The organism is Methylomonas lenta (genome assembly GCF_001644015.1).
GTDB lineage: Bacteria > Pseudomonadota > Gammaproteobacteria > Methylococcales > Methylomonadaceae > Methylomonas > Methylomonas lenta.
This window is the reverse complement of the sequence record NZ_LUUI01000160.1, coordinates 1-16,238: the sequence shown is the minus strand read 5'-3', so window position 1 is coordinate 16,238 and position 16,238 is coordinate 1. Positions and strand designations below refer to the sequence as shown.

At 44.9% G+C, this 16,238-nt stretch carries 18 protein-coding genes; 2 read left to right on the top strand and 16 right to left on the bottom strand.

The window, feature by feature from the left end:
- Nucleotides 1-43: 43 nt before the first annotated feature.
- The 3 genes from A1359_RS20005 to rpoE all read right to left on the bottom strand — a co-directional run bounded on the left by A1359_RS20005 (nucleotide 44) and on the right by rpoE (nucleotide 2,092).
- Nucleotides 44-877, bottom strand: a complete 834-nt coding sequence (locus A1359_RS20005; RefSeq protein WP_232322409.1) for a MucB/RseB C-terminal domain-containing protein — start codon at nucleotides 875-877, stop codon at nucleotides 44-46.
- Between the two features lie 110 nt (nucleotides 878-987).
- Nucleotides 988-1,491 (bottom strand): sigma-E factor negative regulatory protein, encoded by a 504-nt coding sequence (locus A1359_RS20000; RefSeq protein WP_066987669.1) that lies wholly within the window; start codon nucleotides 1,489-1,491, stop codon nucleotides 988-990.
- A gap of 10 nt (nucleotides 1,492-1,501) precedes the next feature.
- On the bottom strand, nucleotides 1,502-2,092 hold the full coding sequence (rpoE, locus tag A1359_RS19995) for an RNA polymerase sigma factor RpoE (RefSeq protein WP_066987668.1): 591 nt from the start codon (nucleotides 2,090-2,092) through the stop codon (nucleotides 1,502-1,504).
- Between the two features lie 137 nt (nucleotides 2,093-2,229).
- Here rpoE and nadB point away from each other — a divergent pair, with 137 nt between their 5' ends.
- A complete protein-coding gene (nadB, locus tag A1359_RS19990) occupies nucleotides 2,230-3,849 on the top strand; it encodes an L-aspartate oxidase (protein ID WP_066987666.1) in 1,620 nt (539 codons plus the stop codon).
- On the opposite strand, the gene gspD is transcribed toward nadB, so the two are convergent.
- From gspD to A1359_RS19925, 13 genes are all read right to left on the bottom strand, one after another.
- A complete protein-coding gene (gene gspD / locus A1359_RS19985) occupies nucleotides 3,846-6,119 on the bottom strand; it encodes a type II secretion system secretin GspD (RefSeq protein ID WP_066987664.1) in 2,274 nt (757 codons plus the stop codon). The two genes, nadB and gspD, sit on opposite strands and share 4 nt — an antisense overlap.
- On the bottom strand, nucleotides 6,109-6,600 hold the full coding sequence (locus A1359_RS19980; RefSeq protein ID WP_157200611.1) for a hypothetical protein: 492 nt from the start codon (nucleotides 6,598-6,600) through the stop codon (nucleotides 6,109-6,111). The genes gspD and A1359_RS19980 overlap by 11 nt, the downstream gene beginning before the upstream one ends.
- A gap of 107 nt (nucleotides 6,601-6,707) precedes the next feature.
- Nucleotides 6,708-7,286 carry a type II secretion system protein GspM gene (gene gspM / locus A1359_RS19975; protein ID WP_066987660.1) on the bottom strand — a complete coding sequence of 193 codons (579 nt, stop codon included), beginning with the start codon at nucleotides 7,284-7,286 and terminating at the stop codon, nucleotides 6,708-6,710.
- Nucleotides 7,279-8,487 (bottom strand): PilN domain-containing protein, encoded by a 1,209-nt coding sequence (locus A1359_RS19970; RefSeq protein ID WP_066987658.1) that lies wholly within the window; start codon nucleotides 8,485-8,487, stop codon nucleotides 7,279-7,281. Before A1359_RS19970 ends, gspM begins: the two co-directional genes overlap by 8 nt.
- Entirely contained in the window at nucleotides 8,459-9,463 is a 1,005-nt protein-coding gene (locus A1359_RS19965; protein ID WP_066987657.1) for a type II secretion system minor pseudopilin, read from the bottom strand. The genes A1359_RS19970 and A1359_RS19965 overlap by 29 nt, the downstream gene beginning before the upstream one ends.
- The gene (locus A1359_RS19960) at nucleotides 9,432-10,097 is read right to left on the bottom strand and encodes a prepilin-type N-terminal cleavage/methylation domain-containing protein (RefSeq protein ID WP_232322402.1); all 666 of its coding nucleotides are present in this window, start codon (nucleotides 10,095-10,097) and stop codon (nucleotides 9,432-9,434) included. The genes A1359_RS19965 and A1359_RS19960 overlap by 32 nt, the downstream gene beginning before the upstream one ends.
- Entirely contained in the window at nucleotides 10,094-10,519 is a 426-nt protein-coding gene (locus A1359_RS19955; RefSeq protein ID WP_066987655.1) for a type IV pilus modification PilV family protein, read from the bottom strand. Before A1359_RS19955 ends, A1359_RS19960 begins: the two co-directional genes overlap by 4 nt.
- Nucleotides 10,506-10,967 carry a GspH/FimT family pseudopilin gene (locus tag A1359_RS19950; protein WP_066987653.1) on the bottom strand — a complete coding sequence of 154 codons (462 nt, stop codon included), beginning with the start codon at nucleotides 10,965-10,967 and terminating at the stop codon, nucleotides 10,506-10,508. The genes A1359_RS19955 and A1359_RS19950 overlap by 14 nt, the downstream gene beginning before the upstream one ends.
- Before the next feature lie 6 nt (nucleotides 10,968-10,973).
- Nucleotides 10,974-11,399 (bottom strand): type II secretion system major pseudopilin GspG, encoded by a 426-nt coding sequence (gene gspG / locus A1359_RS19945; RefSeq protein WP_066987651.1) that lies wholly within the window; start codon nucleotides 11,397-11,399, stop codon nucleotides 10,974-10,976.
- A 13-nt stretch (nucleotides 11,400-11,412) separates the two neighbouring features.
- Nucleotides 11,413-12,630: a type II secretion system F family protein gene (locus tag A1359_RS19940; RefSeq protein WP_066987649.1), complete on the bottom strand. Its 1,218-nt coding sequence runs from the start codon at nucleotides 12,628-12,630 to the stop codon at nucleotides 11,413-11,415.
- A 127-nt stretch (nucleotides 12,631-12,757) separates the two neighbouring features.
- The gene (hflC, locus tag A1359_RS19935; protein WP_066987647.1) at nucleotides 12,758-13,720 is read right to left on the bottom strand and encodes a protease modulator HflC; all 963 of its coding nucleotides are present in this window, start codon (nucleotides 13,718-13,720) and stop codon (nucleotides 12,758-12,760) included.
- Nucleotides 13,717-14,694 carry an FtsH protease activity modulator HflK gene (gene hflK / locus A1359_RS19930; protein WP_066987645.1) on the bottom strand — a complete coding sequence of 326 codons (978 nt, stop codon included), beginning with the start codon at nucleotides 14,692-14,694 and terminating at the stop codon, nucleotides 13,717-13,719. The genes hflC and hflK overlap by 4 nt, the downstream gene beginning before the upstream one ends.
- 233 nt (nucleotides 14,695-14,927) lie before the next feature.
- Nucleotides 14,928-15,407 (bottom strand): FKBP-type peptidyl-prolyl cis-trans isomerase, encoded by a 480-nt coding sequence (locus A1359_RS19925; RefSeq protein ID WP_066987643.1) that lies wholly within the window; start codon nucleotides 15,405-15,407, stop codon nucleotides 14,928-14,930.
- A 54-nt stretch (nucleotides 15,408-15,461) separates the two neighbouring features.
- Between A1359_RS19925 and greB the strand changes: the two genes are divergently transcribed.
- The gene (gene greB / locus A1359_RS19920) at nucleotides 15,462-15,953 is read left to right on the top strand and encodes a transcription elongation factor GreB (RefSeq protein ID WP_066987641.1); all 492 of its coding nucleotides are present in this window, start codon (nucleotides 15,462-15,464) and stop codon (nucleotides 15,951-15,953) included.
- The last annotated feature ends 285 nt before the right edge of the window (nucleotides 15,954-16,238 follow it).

Below are 16,238 nucleotides of genomic sequence, written 5' to 3'. Positions count from 1 at the left end.
CTCCAGTCTTACGATGTAAAAATGATTATTAAAGAATTTAAAGCTATCGCACATCAACCTTGTTAGCGACTAATTGGATGGTTTCCATAGGAACCTCACCCATTACAGTGATTTGTACATCACCCATTACTCGACTATAGGAGTTCACAGGCCCCAATGATCGCTGACCTTCGATACCCTTGTTGTTACCTTTGGCTTCAAAATAGATGGAAATATTGGAAAAACCATCACTAATCAGTAAATGATCAACCTGTTTATTTGATTGCTGCATAGATGTGCGGATGAAAAATATTTTTTCAAATCCGGCTGGTAAACTTTCTAATTGATAAGCTGAATTTCCAAAGGTTTCCACTTTGAATTCATGCAGATGCTGGCTGAGCACATTTTGTTGGGCTTGTGATGAAGTGCCGTTGTCATCGATGGCAAGCTCGGTAAATAAAACCTGTTCCAGGACATTACCATCCAAACCATACACTTCAACTTTTAGCGGCAGTGATGTGGCAGTGTCGACCCAGAGTTTTCGGGCATAACGCAAATTGTCTTTAGGCAAAATCGCAATAATTTGCGCTGGCCTCATGGCAATCATTTCTTGCCCTGCAACCGCTAAAAGATATTGCTCGGAAATTTGCTCCGCGTGCAAAGGTAAATTTACGATAAAGGATCGATCAACAGGATGATCGGATTCGACTTTTTGACTGGTTTCTTTATATAAGCAACTAATTTCCCCAGAATTACGGGTGATTTCACGTAACGGCGTATTAAGCGATATCAGTCGCTCTGTCTCTATACCCTTTTCAACCGAATGTTGATATTTCATAGTATCGATCTGGCCGTTTTTCATGAACACAACAGTGCCATGATAACTAAGGGTTTTCATGGCATCACTGACATTTCTCAACCACTGCGAACCAGTTAAATTTTGACCTTCGCTAGCAAATGTACTGGATATAAAAAGCAAATAAAAGAGTAAAAATCGCATCAGCAAGCTTATTTTTTTTGATAGCTAGCCAGTCGTGCATAAGATTGCACACCGGTATCATTGTTAACGTGCCAGACTTTATCATGGGCTTGAAGATATTCTTTGAAATGGGCGTTCATCTGATCGGCTTGAACTGAACGTTGTGCTATCTGGTTGACACCTGCAAAAGGAAGAGTCTGTTTTTGCCATTTACTGGCAGATACCCAGACGACGGCTAAAACCACCGAAGCGGCAACCGCTAACGCAGCTTTGTGAAAAACCTTATCGTTTTTCTTGCGCGGTAAAAAATAAATGGGTTCTTGTTTTAACTGCTGATGAATCTTAGCAGCAAAATCCGGGCTGGCTACCGAGCATTGTTCCGTCTTCATGGCCTGACTAATCAACGCGTAACGTCGCAATTTAGCCTGCAGTTCTAAATCTTGTTGGACAGTCTTTAACAAAGACAATTCTTGAACAGCGTCAAGTTCGTCGTCAACTAATAATGACAGTTTTTCATTTTGTTGTGCTTGCATGGGAATACCTTTAACCGAGCAATGGGGTCAATTTTTCATCAATAGCCTCGCGGGCTCTGAAAATGCGGGAACGAACAGTACCAATCGGGCAATCCATGGCTTCGGCAATTTCTTCATAACTCATACCTTCAAATTCCCTTAAAGTGATAGCGATGCGCATTTCCTCCGGTAGGTTTTCAATAGCCAATTTGATCACATTGATAATTTGGTCATTCATCAATTGATGCTCTGGCGTTTCTATGTCTTTAAGCTGTGGTGCGTTTTCGGTTTGTTCGGCATCCTGCATATCCACTTCATAAGCAGTGTGCCGTCTGGAACGCGATAACAAATAATTTTTGGCAGTGTTAATCGCAATTCGATAAAGCCAAGTATAAAAAGCACTCTCGCCGCGGAAATCAGCCAAGGCTTTGTAGGCTTTGATAAAGGTATCTTGCGCCACATCTTGTGCTTCACTGGGATCTTTAACATATCGATTTACCAGATGCACAATCTTATGTTGATACTTGATAACCAAAAGATCAAAAGCAGCCTTATCACCTTGTTGGACTCTTTGCACCAAATTATGATCTAAATCTTCTGCAACCTTTGTTGATTCGTTCACTACGTTATATTGTCGATAAAATAGACAGAATTAAACCGCATTAGTTCTGGCAATACAAAAAAAATTACCCAATAGCTAAAACACGTTATTATTTTTCAAAACTGTAACAAAACTTTAATCTTTGTACTTGTAAAACATTGACTGCACATACCCTAAATAATTATGACGTACTAATCGCCGGTAGTGGTGGCGCCGGCCTTAGTCTAGCGCTGCACCTGGCTGACAGTTATCGCGTTGCGGTACTATCTAAATTCGCTCTGACTGAATGCAGTACTTATTATGCTCAAGGCGGTATTTCGGCCGTTTTTGACGATCAATATGATTCTATAGAATCACACATTGATGACACGCTGATTGCTGGTGCTGGTCTTTGCGATCCGGACATTGTACAGCTTACGGTCTCCCAAGGGCGCAATAGCATCGAATGGTTACGCACTCAGGGGGTAAATTTTACCGAACGAAAAACCAAAAACGGCATTAAAGAACTACACCTCAACCGTGAAGGCGGTCACTCTCATCGTCGCATTGTACATACCGATGATGCGACCGGCAAAGCGGTATCGCTGTCACTTATCGAGCGCGCCCAGCAACACCCTAATATAGACTTACTGGAACACCACAACGTAGTGGAACTCATCACTGCCGAAAAACTGGGCTTATCTACCCAGCATATCTGCGGTGCCTATGTGCTGGACAATAAAGCCGACTGCATCAAAACCATTACCGCTAAAATTGTAGTGCTGGCTACCGGTGGCGCAAACAAAGTATATTTATATTCCACTAACCCGCATACTTCCAGTGGTGACGGCATTGCGTTAGCCTGGCGTGCCGGCTGCAGAGTCAGTAACATGGAATTCATGCAGTTCCACCCAACTTGCCTCTATCACCCTTCTGCACAATCGTTTTTAATCAGCGAGGCTGTCCGTGGCGAGGGTGGTCATTTGATTCTACCGGATGGTGAACGTTTTATGCGGCGCTATGATGAGCGGATGGAATTGGCCCCGCGCGACATCGTGGCTAGAGCTATCGACAGTGAAATCAAAAAACTCGGCATTGACTGTGTTTATTTGGATATTAGCCATAAACCCCGTGAATTCATTCAAAAACATTTCCCCACCATTTACTCACAATGTTTGGAACTGGATATAGACATTAGCCAGCAACCGATTCCAGTGGTCCCTGCTGCGCATTATACCTGCGGTGGCGTATTGACCGATCGCAACGCCAGAACCGATATTCCCGGCTTGTATGCCATTGGTGAAGTAGCCTGTACCGGTTTGCACGGCGCCAATCGCATGGCCAGCAACTCATTATTGGAATGTTTGGTATTTGCGGAGCAGGCCAATCAAGATATTCGCCGTCAATTTGCTAACCTGCCGGAACCGCCTGCAATCCCGGCATGGGATGAGTCGCAAGTCAGCGACTCAGACGAAGAAGTTGTGATCGCGCATAACTGGGACGAACTGAGGCGCTTTATGTGGGACTACGTTGGCATCGTCCGCACTAGCAAGCGTTTAGATCGCGCCATGAATCGCTTAGTCCTTTTAAAAGAAGAAATCAGCGAATATTACGGTCAATTTCGTGTCACCAGTGATTTACTTGAATTGCGTAATTTGGTGATTGTCGCTGAACTGATCATTCGCAGCGCCCAACATCGCAAGGAAAGTCGGGGGCTACACTTTACCAAAGATCATCCTGACCTAGACAACAGCCAACCACCCCAAAATACTATCCTGACGCCTGGCCAAAATCCTTAATAAACAGGCGCATTAGAAGGTGTCGGCGGTATCTCATAAATACTTGACAGCTTGCGTCTGAATTCATCAGTAATTAATTGTGCATCCTGCCGCGTATTCACCACACGAGGCGTTATCAGAACGACCAATTCGCTCTTGTTTTTATTCCGCGTGGTGCCGCCGAACAAAGGCCCTATGTAGGGAATGTCATACAGTATCGGCACACCGTTTTTATTATTTGTATTTTCTTCCCTTATTAATCCACCCAAAACAATGGTTTCGCCACTTTGTATCACAACGCTGCTTTCTACCTCGCGTTTTTGAATGGTTGGGGAGTCAATATTACTACCGCCGGTAAGGGCTGTAGTCTGAGTTGCTTGATTAACGGTTTGTAAAATATCCATTAATACCAACCCGCCAGAATTAACCCGTGGTCTAATGGATAAATTGATCCCGGTATCGACCATTTGAATGCCGCTAGTTACAACCACACCCGCATTAGGATCAACGTTATTCACAGTATTTGTATTGGTCGATTCCGAGGTACGAATAGGCACAGAATCACCCACTTTGATCGAAGCTTCCTGATTATTTAAAACCATCAGAGAAGGAGAAGAAATAACGTTGATATTATTTTTAGACGCGTTAGCACTTAATAAAGCTTTTATATCGCCTGAATCACTGGCAAAGGCATAAGTTAAGCCACCTGTCATGATGCCCTTGCCAATTTCTTTCATACTAATACCGCCATCACCGCCCGATATTTCATTAGCTCCACCATTATTGTGGCTAAAAAACCACTGGATGCCATATTGTAATTCATCCTTAAGAGTCACCTCGACTATCGTCGCATCAATTAAAACTTGTAAAGGCAGTACGTCTAACTGTTTGATGACATGTAGAATTTTGGTATATTCTTCAGAATCGGCAACGATAACTAAAGCATTATTACCCTCGTCGGGAATGATTTTTACTTTGGCCATTTCGGAATTATTGTTTACACCGCCGCTACCAAAAGTATTACTGTTAATCGAGTTTGAACCACCCGTTTGCTGATTACGGTTACTCAATGTGCTGTTCATGCCACCTGTCCCGGAAGTTCCAGTGCTGGAACCGGATGAACCACTACTACTGCCACTGTTGCTGCTACTGTTACTGCTATTGCTGCTACTATTACTAACCGACATCGAGCGGCGACCGGAGGCTATTGAAGCCGAGCGTGAGTTGCTCATGGAGCTAGTACCGAAAATATTGCTCAGGGTATTGGCCAATTCCACTGCGCTAACATTCTGAGCGCGATAAACATTCACACCACCACTGATATCATTCCGAGTACGATCCAGTCTCAACACCCAACTTTCTATGTCGTTTAGATATCTGGGGTTATGAGTAATTGCCAGTATGGCATTCAGTCTTTCGATTTCGATAAAGCGGAAAAAACTATTTTTATCGGTTTTATCGCCTTCCGCAACCCGATTAAAAATCGGCTCCAACTCTTCAATGATTTTTGAGGCATCCACATGTGCCGGGGTAAACAAGGCAAACGAGCGCCCTTTTAACACATCAACATCAAAGGTATTGATAAAGTCCTGGATGCGGTTCAATTCGCCAGCAGAGCCTGACGCCAGCAAAATATTGCGATTTGCATCCACTGATAATTGTGATTTTTCCGGCAACATGGGTTTAAGTATTTCAGCAATTTCACCGGCAGCAACATTCCTAACCGGAATCACTCGCGTCTGATAACCTGAAGGCATACTCGAACTACCGAATGATTTAAATGTGCTGCTGTACATCGCTTCGTTGGAAGGTTTGATGACATATAAGCCGGATTCGACCACCAAAGCCGCATTGTTGACGCTCAATAGCATTTCCAGGGTCGGAATCAAATCATCCTTGCTTAATGGTTGCGTGGTCTGCAAAGTTACCTTGCCGCTGACCTGTGGGCTAAGCGTGTAATTTTTACCCAGAATATCGCTTAAGATAACTTTGGCTACTTCGCCCAGATCTGCATCATCAAAATTTAAACTATATTCACCTTTTCCGCCGCTGGTTTTTGCAGTTGTAGGCCTTATTCGATTATTTATACTGGATTCATCGCTAGGAAAAATTTCAACCTTGGTGGTTTTAGTGTCAACTTCAGGCTCAAGAGGTATTCCCAAATCTTCTGGTAATGGTTTAGCTTGAGGCAGCGGTATTTTGTCATGCAGTTGCGGGCTGATAAATTCACAGCCTACCGTCATCAAGGCCAGCGCCAATATTTGCAATGGTTTGCTGGATTTAACTATCATTGTTTTCATTCTCAGAAGATGGGTTATTAATTGGTGCAACAGGTGCTGCGGGTTGTCTGGGTGCTGCCGGTTTTTTGGGTGGCGGAGGCGTTTTAGAAGGCAATCTGGGATTTCGAAGCATGACGGACTTTTCCTGACCGCCTTGTTGCAAAACGACTCGATCGGCTTGTATCTGCTTCAATTGCCATCCGGATATAGTTTGGTCTTCATTCAGTTTTAAAAACTTTCTAGCTTCATTTTGTTTACGAAAAAGAGCTACCTGCCGCTTGTTTTTGGTATAAATACCAATCAATGACCAATCATCCAGCTGATCATTAGTAGAGGCTTCGGAACTGGTCTCTACAATTTCTGGCAAGGGTTTTCGCCCTTCAATGAACAAAGGTCTCTCAACGATATTAATAAAACTCTCTGCGCTTTGTTTAGACAAACTCAGCTGCGGCAGTTCATCTGCCTGATAATCAGCTTGAATTTTCTTATCCATAATAGACTGTAGTTGATTACGACTGTAATCGCTATAACCCCACTCAAAAAGCAAAATCACCCCCAGCCCACTAGAAGTCAGCATTTGCCATGAAAAAAACCGACCTTTCATGGCACCTGGCTCCGCATGAAACTCACTACCTGAAAGCTGATATTAAGCTGCCCGCTAGGCTCAACTTTGTGAGTGGTCCGATTACGCACACCTCGCACTGGATTAATATCTAATTGATCCACGACCAATATGGGTACTGCCGTCTCGATGCTATGCAAAACGCTCACCATAGTATCCATGGTACCCGTCATTCGCACTTTTACAGCAACCCGAAAAAATCCATCATTCATTTTACCCGGTAAACCCTGAGTACTTGTCAGTTGCCCACCGGCATCCGATACCGCCGTTTTAACGATGTTTTGTAACTCGGCGGATACTAATGCTTCCGTACTACTGGTACTAAAATAATTCTGCGTTTCAAATTGTTGCTTGATCAGCAGCAAGCCTTCGGCCACCTGAGTTTCCCTGCCGGCAATAGTCTGCTGTCTGTGTAAACGAAACAGCAAATCGTTTTTTTCTTCATGATAAGCCAAGCTCATGCTAACCAGTGGTAGCAGCACTGCAAATAGCACAACAGCCACCACCAGCAACAGCAAGCCGACGGCAAACCAGCGTTGAAAACGGCGCTCAATCACCCTTCACCTCCTCAGTGACTTCGCTATTGTTTTCCTCCAGCATTTTCTGCATATCTACATTATTTTGATCGGATGGCTCCACGACAGCAGCATCCGACTCATTATTAATGCCTACATCGACCGGCATACTGACATCCAGGCTAATTTGAAAGCGCTCGCGGCCGGTGGTTTTATCCTGCGTCAATGGCGAAACAAAACTGACATTGCTAAAAAACTCAGATTGTTCCAATACGCTGATCAAAGCAGAAGCGGCCGGGGATTGACCCTGGATTTGCATCCGTTTATCGGAATATTGCAGGTGAGTGAGCCAAGTATCGTCATTTAACAAATTACTCAGCTCTCCTAATACTGCTAGCAGGGCGGGCGACTGATATTTAATATCAATCAACTTTTGTGTTTCAACGCGTAAAGCATCCAGTTCTGTTTGTTGTTGATCAACAATGCGGTTTTGTTTTTCCAATTGTTGGATACGGGTTTTCAGGCTATCAACGGTTTGCCCTTGCATCCAAATTGGCCATACCAAAACCCATAGGGTCAACAGCACCAACAGACCGCTGGTAATCCAATGCATGGACTGACTTAGCTTACTACCCTGGTGTTGATAGCGATCCGGCAGTAGGTTGACTGCATGTCCTATCTGCGGAAAATCTTCTAATACTTGCTGATAATCAATTTTGTGAGGTCGCACCCCTAAAGCCGCAACCTGAAGCAATTGTTCATCCAAACTGACTTTTGGTGCTGCAATCAGCAATACTTCAAGTTGACTATGATCCGTCTTGCCCAACATGATCGCATTGAAATAAACCTGCTCGACAGAAAATGGGGTGTAACGATCCAGCTCAAAACCCACCACCTGCTGCAGATTTTCATGGGCTGCGGCTGGCAGATAAATCAGTTTATGTATGGCCTGATCTGCAGTTAGCCGCAATACAATTTCAGCTTTTTCTATGGCAGGATATTGAATTTTTAATTGTTGAAAACCAGTACTTGTCGCTAAATCCAACTGTCGACGTACAACAACTTTGCCATCATCATCAAAAAAAACCGCAGCATAACCATGTACTTCCGGAGTAAGGATCACGCAACCATGCCGGTCACGTAAGCGTTGTCGCAGGGCTTTTGGCACCAAAAATACCAATTCCCTACCCCACCAGTTAAAAAAACCCTTTAGATCAATATCTATCGTCGTATCTAAATTCATCTTGAATAGTAATTATCGGGGATTCCATTTCATCATTGAATGACGATAAAGCTTGTAAACTTTGTTTCCAGTCCATTATCTCAAATGGCGTAAAACCATCATTTCCCGGACTTTTCACCACAACTTCTAATCCAGCTGAGGCTTCGTTCTGTACAATGGCTTCAGCAATAATAGTATAAGTTTGATTTTCGCTGATAAATGCCTGTTCCGAATCATGTTCATTACTCATTAGATCATTTTCGGCTTGCAAACGCTTTTGCAGTGCAACGTCTTCAATATTGCGATCCTTTAAATCCTCAGCCAGAACAGCCAACATCTCAGGCGAGGCAAAACGTTGATTAACTTCCGTTTCACCGGAATAGACGGTAATGAATGGCCGAATTGCGCTAAATATTCTTTCATTCATTCCCAGCACTAATTGTAACTCTTCCAGGCTTTGAAATGCGGCATTGCTGGGGCTATAAAATAAGCCAGTCTGTTTATATTGTCTTCTTTCAGCGCCTTGGGTGCGCGTATCATCGTCTGCATCACGCCAATCCAAAAGTGCATTTAATAGCTGCTGCTGTTGCCAGTCATCCTGTAAAACCGATTTCAGCAAAGCACCAATCTGAGCCTCACTGGAGGCATTGATATCAACTTTGCCGGATTCTGCAAAAATACGCAGGCGAATCCTGCTTTCATCAGCGACTATTTCATAAACCGTCCCATCAGCTTGCCAACGCATATCAGGATCGGCTTGATTCAGCATAAATACCGCCCGCATAATACCGCTTTCGGCTAGCGCCAAGGCTTGCGCATTATTTTTGATCGCCAGACTGACACTGCTATCTCGACGCATGCTCATGGCAAAACTACCCGCCATCAGAGTCAACAAAGTCAAAATCCAGATAACAATCACCAAAGCCAATCCCTGTTGCCTTAGGTTGTTTTGAGGCATTGGCGGTTTAACGAATATCGCCATCAGCACTGCCTTCATCAACAGTTTCCGGACTGACTGCTTGGCTGATTTTTAAAGCAAACACCATCTCAGGCCAGTAACTACCATCATCAAGCTCAATCGAAACTTTGATCAAGCTGGGCAGACGGTCGGCAATGCTCCACTCATCTCGCCACATCAGCTCTGCAACATCCTCTGTTTTACCAAAATAAGAAAACCTCAATTCGGCAATATTCTCTAGCAACACTTCCGGCTTTCCCATTTCTAGCCTGGCTTCAGGACGATACGGGATTAAGGTTACCAGCAGATTTTTGCTGTTGGCCGGGTCAAGTGTCAGGGTAAACACTTGCAAACCTTTACGCGCCGAACTGGCTGGTAATGCCGACACAAAACGCAGACTTTGGCTAAAACCCTGAAAGGCCTGCTGCGCTTCAATAGCAAAATCTTGTTCATCACTCAATAGGGGTAAGGGCCGAATTGCCATGATATGGCGCTTAAAAAACTGGTAAACCACGGCTTTTTGATTTACTTCGGCGATCTTGTTTTCGCCGGCATTCCAACTCTCCGCAGCAATTTTTAAGCTGCTAAACAATAACACCACCATGACACTTAATAGTGTCATGGCAATCAATACTTCGATTAAAGTAAAACCATGGCAGCGGCTTAGCCTCACAACGGTGCATCCCGAAATAATCGCAAACTAGTCAACTCAAACGAACGCTGCTTTGTCTGGTCATCTCCCCAACTAACTCGCACTGTCACCAACATCAATTGCAAATTAGTTTCAGACGACTCCTGCTGCTGCGATTTAAATCTGGGCATGGTTTCGGCTGGCCCGGCAACCGGGCTGATTCTAATCAGCCAGTCATATTTATCTGCTTCCGAACCTGTGATTTCACCTGCCTGTAATGGTGTTTCAATACCTGTACGGGCCATCAGAGACTCTGCGATCTGCACGGCGATTGTGTAATCTTCAGAAACCACAGCTGCATTCACGCCGGAACCAAAAATGCGCAAAACGATAGTCAAGGCCACCGCCATAATGGAGAAAGCCACCAGAATTTCCAGCAATGAAAACCCTTTAGGCGGCCGCATCAGCAATGGCAACCGCGCCCGTCATCCAGTTAACATCAATCCGCCGTAATTGTGGACCCCATTCCAGTGTGATACGACCACCGGTCGATGAACCATCGCCAAAAAACTTAATACTCCCCTCTTGACCCTCGGCAAATTCTTCTTCGGCGACAATCAGAGAAATACCGATACGTTCGTCTAAACGATAAATTTTGTCACGATTACTGATGCGATAACTGTTTTCAGCCAAGTTAACCGCCACACTAACGGGTTGCCGACTCATCAAGGCCTGACCATGAGCATAGCGCAAAGCCGAAGCAATATCGCGGGCAGCGGCCTGTAAGCGAGTGGTTTGATTACCTGAGGAAATATTGCTGCCAATGACTGCAAAGCCCAATACGCTGATCAGTAGAACAATGATCAACTCAAGCAGGGTAAATCCTTGCGCAGCTTTTGCAGCGGTTGGCACGACAGCTTATTCCCAGCTATTAATATCCTGATCTTCGCCTTCACCACCTTCAGTTTCATCGGCGCCATAGCTAAATACATCGAAACTGCCGTGCTGGCCAGGATAGACATAGTGATAATCGATCATCCAGGGATCTTGCGGTACTTTTTCTTTACGCAGATAAGGTCCATTCCAGCGCTTGGCATCGGTAGGTTTTATAACCAGCGCACTTAAGCCTTGTTGTTGGGTGGGATAACGGCCTTCATCGAGTTTGTACATATCCAGTGCTGCAGACAAATCTTCAATTTGAACTTTGGCCGCTTTGGTTTTGGAAGCCCCCATGTGCTTCATAACCTGTGGACCGACGATACCGGCCAGCAAAGCGATAATCCCTAAAACCACCAAAAGTTCCAGCAAAGTAAAACCGCGCAGGCGGCTAAGATTGTGTTGCATGTTTGCTCCTCCTTTAAACAGCAAGATCGTTGACACTTAAAATAGCTAATAAAATAGACACAATGATACCGGCTATCATAAGCCCTAAGGAAATAATTAACGCAGGCTCCAACAAGGCCAGCATGCGTTGGATGGTGGTTTTAAGCTGCTTATCGTAAATGACAGCAATCCTTAACAACATTTCTTCCAGACGTCCGGTTTCCTCACCCATTTTAATCATTTGCACCGCTAATTTGGGATACAGATTTTGCCGACTCATAGCCTCGGACATCGTACGGCCTTGTTTCAATTGCTCTTCCGCATCCGCCAGAAAATCCGCCAACACCGAATTGGTAACGGTTTCCCGCACAATACCTAGCGATTTTAAAATCGACACCCCATTGCCAAGCAAAGTGCCAAAGGTACGACTAAAATTGGCCGTTTCCATGTTAATCAAAATATCGCCAAACAACGGCAGTTGCAAAAAACGTCTATCCCATTCTTTTTTAGTAATGGGATTAGACAATTGCGATTTCATAAACTGTGTACTACCCAGTATCAGCAATAGTAAAAGCCACCAGTAACTTTGTAAAAAATCTGCCAAGCCAATGACGATTTGCGTCGGAATCGGCAATGCCTGGCCGGCACTATCAAACATTTCCTTGAATTGCGGCACCACGAATGTCAGCATCACAAACAACGAAGCCACAGACATCACTAATAAAATGGCCGGATAAATCAACGCTGTGCTAACAATGTCTTTCAGTTCCTGGGTGCGCTCCATGTAATCGGCTAAACGCTGCAGCACACCGCCCAAATTACCGCCCATCTCACCCGCTCGTATCATATTCAAATAAAACTTGGAAAACACTCCGCTTTGGCTTTCCAGCGCATCAGCCAACGCCTTGCCGGCCTTAACTTTTTCAAGCACATTAGCCACCAACTTACTTAATTTTGGATTTTCTTCAGTCAGCTGCAGCAAAATAGACAGCGAACGGTCCAGTGGCAAACCGGACTCCAGTAAAGTCGCCAATTCTCCGGTCAAGGTAGTGATTTCTTTATTCGTCAATCGCAACGAGGCTGATTTAAGCTTAAATCCCAGAAAAGCCTTTTCTTTGGCGATTTCGATACGGATTGGAATCAAGCCCTGATTTTGCAACTCCAGCAATAAAGCCTGCTCGTCCACAGCTTCCCGGGTGCCTTCTTCGGTCAAGCCTTGATTGTTAACTACCTTGTAGGAAAATAATGGCATGTAAATAATGGCTTTTTAACAACACAAACTGAATAAACATTTTTGCCATGGATGAACCAAAGATAAATCAAATCTTTTAACGTCAGATTAACTTGAATTCCCCAAGGTTCCATCAAGGCAAATTTACTTATTCCCCTTTTTGTACTCGCTTCAACAAACCAAACAATTCGCTGTTGGTCGACAACACAATACTGGCATCGTTATTGATGACTTTACGGTAAGTTTCCATGGTTTTTACAAATTTATAAAACTTAATGGCCTCCGGATTTTGCGCATAGGCTTTGGCGTAAATTTCGGTGGCTTTGGCATCGGCCTGGCCTTGAATTTCCTGCACCTGTTTGTAAGCAGTAGATTCAATTTCGTTGAGGTCGCGCTCTTTGTTACCCTTGATGCGCGCCGCTTCACCCTCGCCTTCCGATCTAAATCTTTGCGCAATCTGCAGGCGTTCGCTGATCATGCGTTGATAAATGCGTTCCAGCACTTGCTGGTTGTAATTGATACGTTTAAAACGCACGTCCAGCAACTCGATGCCAAATTCTTCCAGCTTGGGTGCAGCGGCGTCGAAAACGTGTTTTTCGATGGCAACTCGCCCGACGCGGATTGGCCGTAACACGCCCAGTGTGCCTTCACCGGCCAAATCACCCAGGGTTTCATCGACAAATGGCTTACGATCTTTATCGGTCCGCACCACTTCGATTAGTTCATGGCGGGCAATCGCCGTGCGGGTTTCACTGCCTAGTATGTCTTCCAGACGTGATTGAGCACTACGTTCGTCGCGCAAGCGCAAGTAATAACGCATAGGGTCGGTGATGCGCCAACGGGCGAAAGTATCCACTTGCACATAGGTTTTATCCTTGGTGGACATTTCCACCATCGGTCCATCCCAAGCCAGATAACGCTTATCAAAGCTATTGACCTGTTGCACGAACGGCATTTTAAAATGCAAACCGGGCGTAGTAACCGGATCGCCAATCGGCCTGCCGAATTGGGTAATAATCACTTGCTCCGCCTGATTCACCGTATAAGCTGACAGCATTAAAACCGTAGCAACTGTGCCTAACAATAATCCCGCTTTTATGGATAATTTCATGGCGCAGTCTCCAACATTTTGTTAGTGAGCGGCAACATAGGCATAATCTGTTGCACAGTGTCGTCAACAATAATTTGCTGTCTGGCCTGAGGCAAAACATCACCCAGGGTTTCCAAATAAATACGGGTGCGGGTTACCTCCGGGGCTTTTAAATATTGCTCTAAAACCTGGTTAAACGCGGCAACATCACCCTCGGCTTCGTTGATGCGTTTAAAGCGGTAACCTTCAGCAGCGCGGATTTTCTGATCGGCTTCGCCGCGTGCCCGTGGTACGGCTTTGTTATATTCGCCGTTAGCGATGTTGATGACGTTTTCTCGGTCCTGTTGCGCCCGATTGACTTCATTAAAAGATGACTGCACCGGTACCGGCGGATTGACGTTTTTCAGTTGTACTTGATTGATGGTGACGCCCAGATTGTAGCGATCAGCTAACTCCCGGGTGCGCGCTAACACAGAATCCTCGATTTCCTGCCGGCCGATGGTAATGATTTCATCCACGGTTCGGTCACCGACCACTTCACGCATTACGGCTTCCGAGATATCTCGCAAAGAAATACCTGGATCGCGCACATCGAACAAATATTTTTCCGGATCGGTGATGCGATACTGCACGATCCACTCTACCAAAGCAGAGTTCAAATCACCTGTGACCATGGATTTTTCCAGAGCAGGATCGTCGCCGGTTTGAGCAGGATTGGTAAAACCGGCGGTGGCGAAACCGAATTCCAGCTTTTGTTGTCGCTGGGTCGGTACTTCAATCACTTCATCAATACCAAACGGTAGTTTTGCGTGTAACCCCGAAGGCACTTTATCGATATATTCACCAAAGCGCAGCACGACTCCTTCCGATTCGGCTGGGATGGTATAAAACGACATATTCAATCCAGTCAACAGCACAATGGCCAATAGAATATTCAGCGGCGATAACGGTAGTGAAGCCGGAAATCGTTGAAAAAAAGTTTTGGATTCGTCCACGTATGCCCCCTGGATTTGAACACAGCCAGAACAACAAGGTTTCCAGCTGTGTCCATCTAGCAATATAAAAAGCAGCGATGATTCTGCACGTTAACAAAAACTCGTTTTGCTATATTTTGACCCAACAAAAATATCTTAGTATTGAATATTTAATTTCAAGCCAAGATTCTTTCGCTACTCAAAATAACAATTCAGAAAAAAAAGCGCCCTTTATATCTCTAGCGCTGAGCCTGTTAATGATGATCACAACCGGTGCCATGAATATGTCCATGCGCCATTTCGTCATCGGTAGCGGGTCTGACATCGACGACTTCAACATCAAAAGTCAAGGTTTCGCCCGCCAATGGATGATTACCATCGACAGTGACATCATCGCCATTAATTTCGGTGATGGTAATCACTCCGGAACCGTGGCTGACATCGGCATGGAATTGCATGCCAATTTCCAAATCCATCCCATCAAACATCTTTTTGGAAACCACCTGCACCATATCCGGCGCTAATTCACCATAGGCATCTACTGGTGGGATGGTAACCTTAAAACTATCCCCAACGGACTTGCCAGCCAGTGCCGCTTCTAAACCAGAAATAATGTTGCCTGCACCATGCAGATACAACAACGGCTCTTCGCCGCGCGAGCTGTCCAGCTGTTCGCCGCTGTCATTGGTTAAGGTATAATGGAACGAAACAGCTGTTTTATCAGTGATTTGCATAATTGCCTTGTTGATAGAAGTTAAATTGTCATTATAACCTTATCCCGGAAGCGCATGTCACGCTGGAGACCACCCCGCCCTAAATCGTCACCCTATATCACACTGGAGGGCTACAAAACTCTGGAAACCGAGATGAACCAGTTGTGGGAGAGACGCAAACATGTCACCGCCGCTGTCACTGCGGCTGCAGCAGAAGGTGATCGCTCGGAAAATGCTGAATACATTTACCGAAAAAAAGAACTGCGCGAAATCGACCGCCGCATTCATTATCTGCAAAAACGCTTGCCTTCTTTAACGGTGGTTTCAGAAAAACCTGGCAACCTGAATCAGGTTTTTTTCGGTGCCTGGGTCACGCTTGAAGACGAGGCAGGTAAGGAAATTACCTATCGCATCGTCGGAGCTGATGAAATTGATACCAGTGGCGGGTTAATCAGCCTGGATTCGCCCATGGCCAGAGCCTTGTTAAAAAAAATGCTAGATGACGAAGTGGTGATCGCTCTTGGCGATCAACAACAGCGTTATTACATCGTCGCGATACATTACTGATACCCCGATCATCATTTTTCTGGCGTCTGAAATGGAAACTAATACTACTGGCTCTTTAATCAACTATGCTTTATATAATTTTGACACCTAACAGGCGTTGATGCTGGCACATGAATATCCCGCTGAAACGCAACAACTGTATTTTCAATAGCATCGTGATTTTTCTGCTCAGATTACTAAGGAATATGCATGGAATATCATATGCAAGAATCCTGTGTAGGTGCGGATTTATCCGCAAAGTGCGAATAAATTCGCACCCACAGCTGACGAACTTGTTTCATGCGC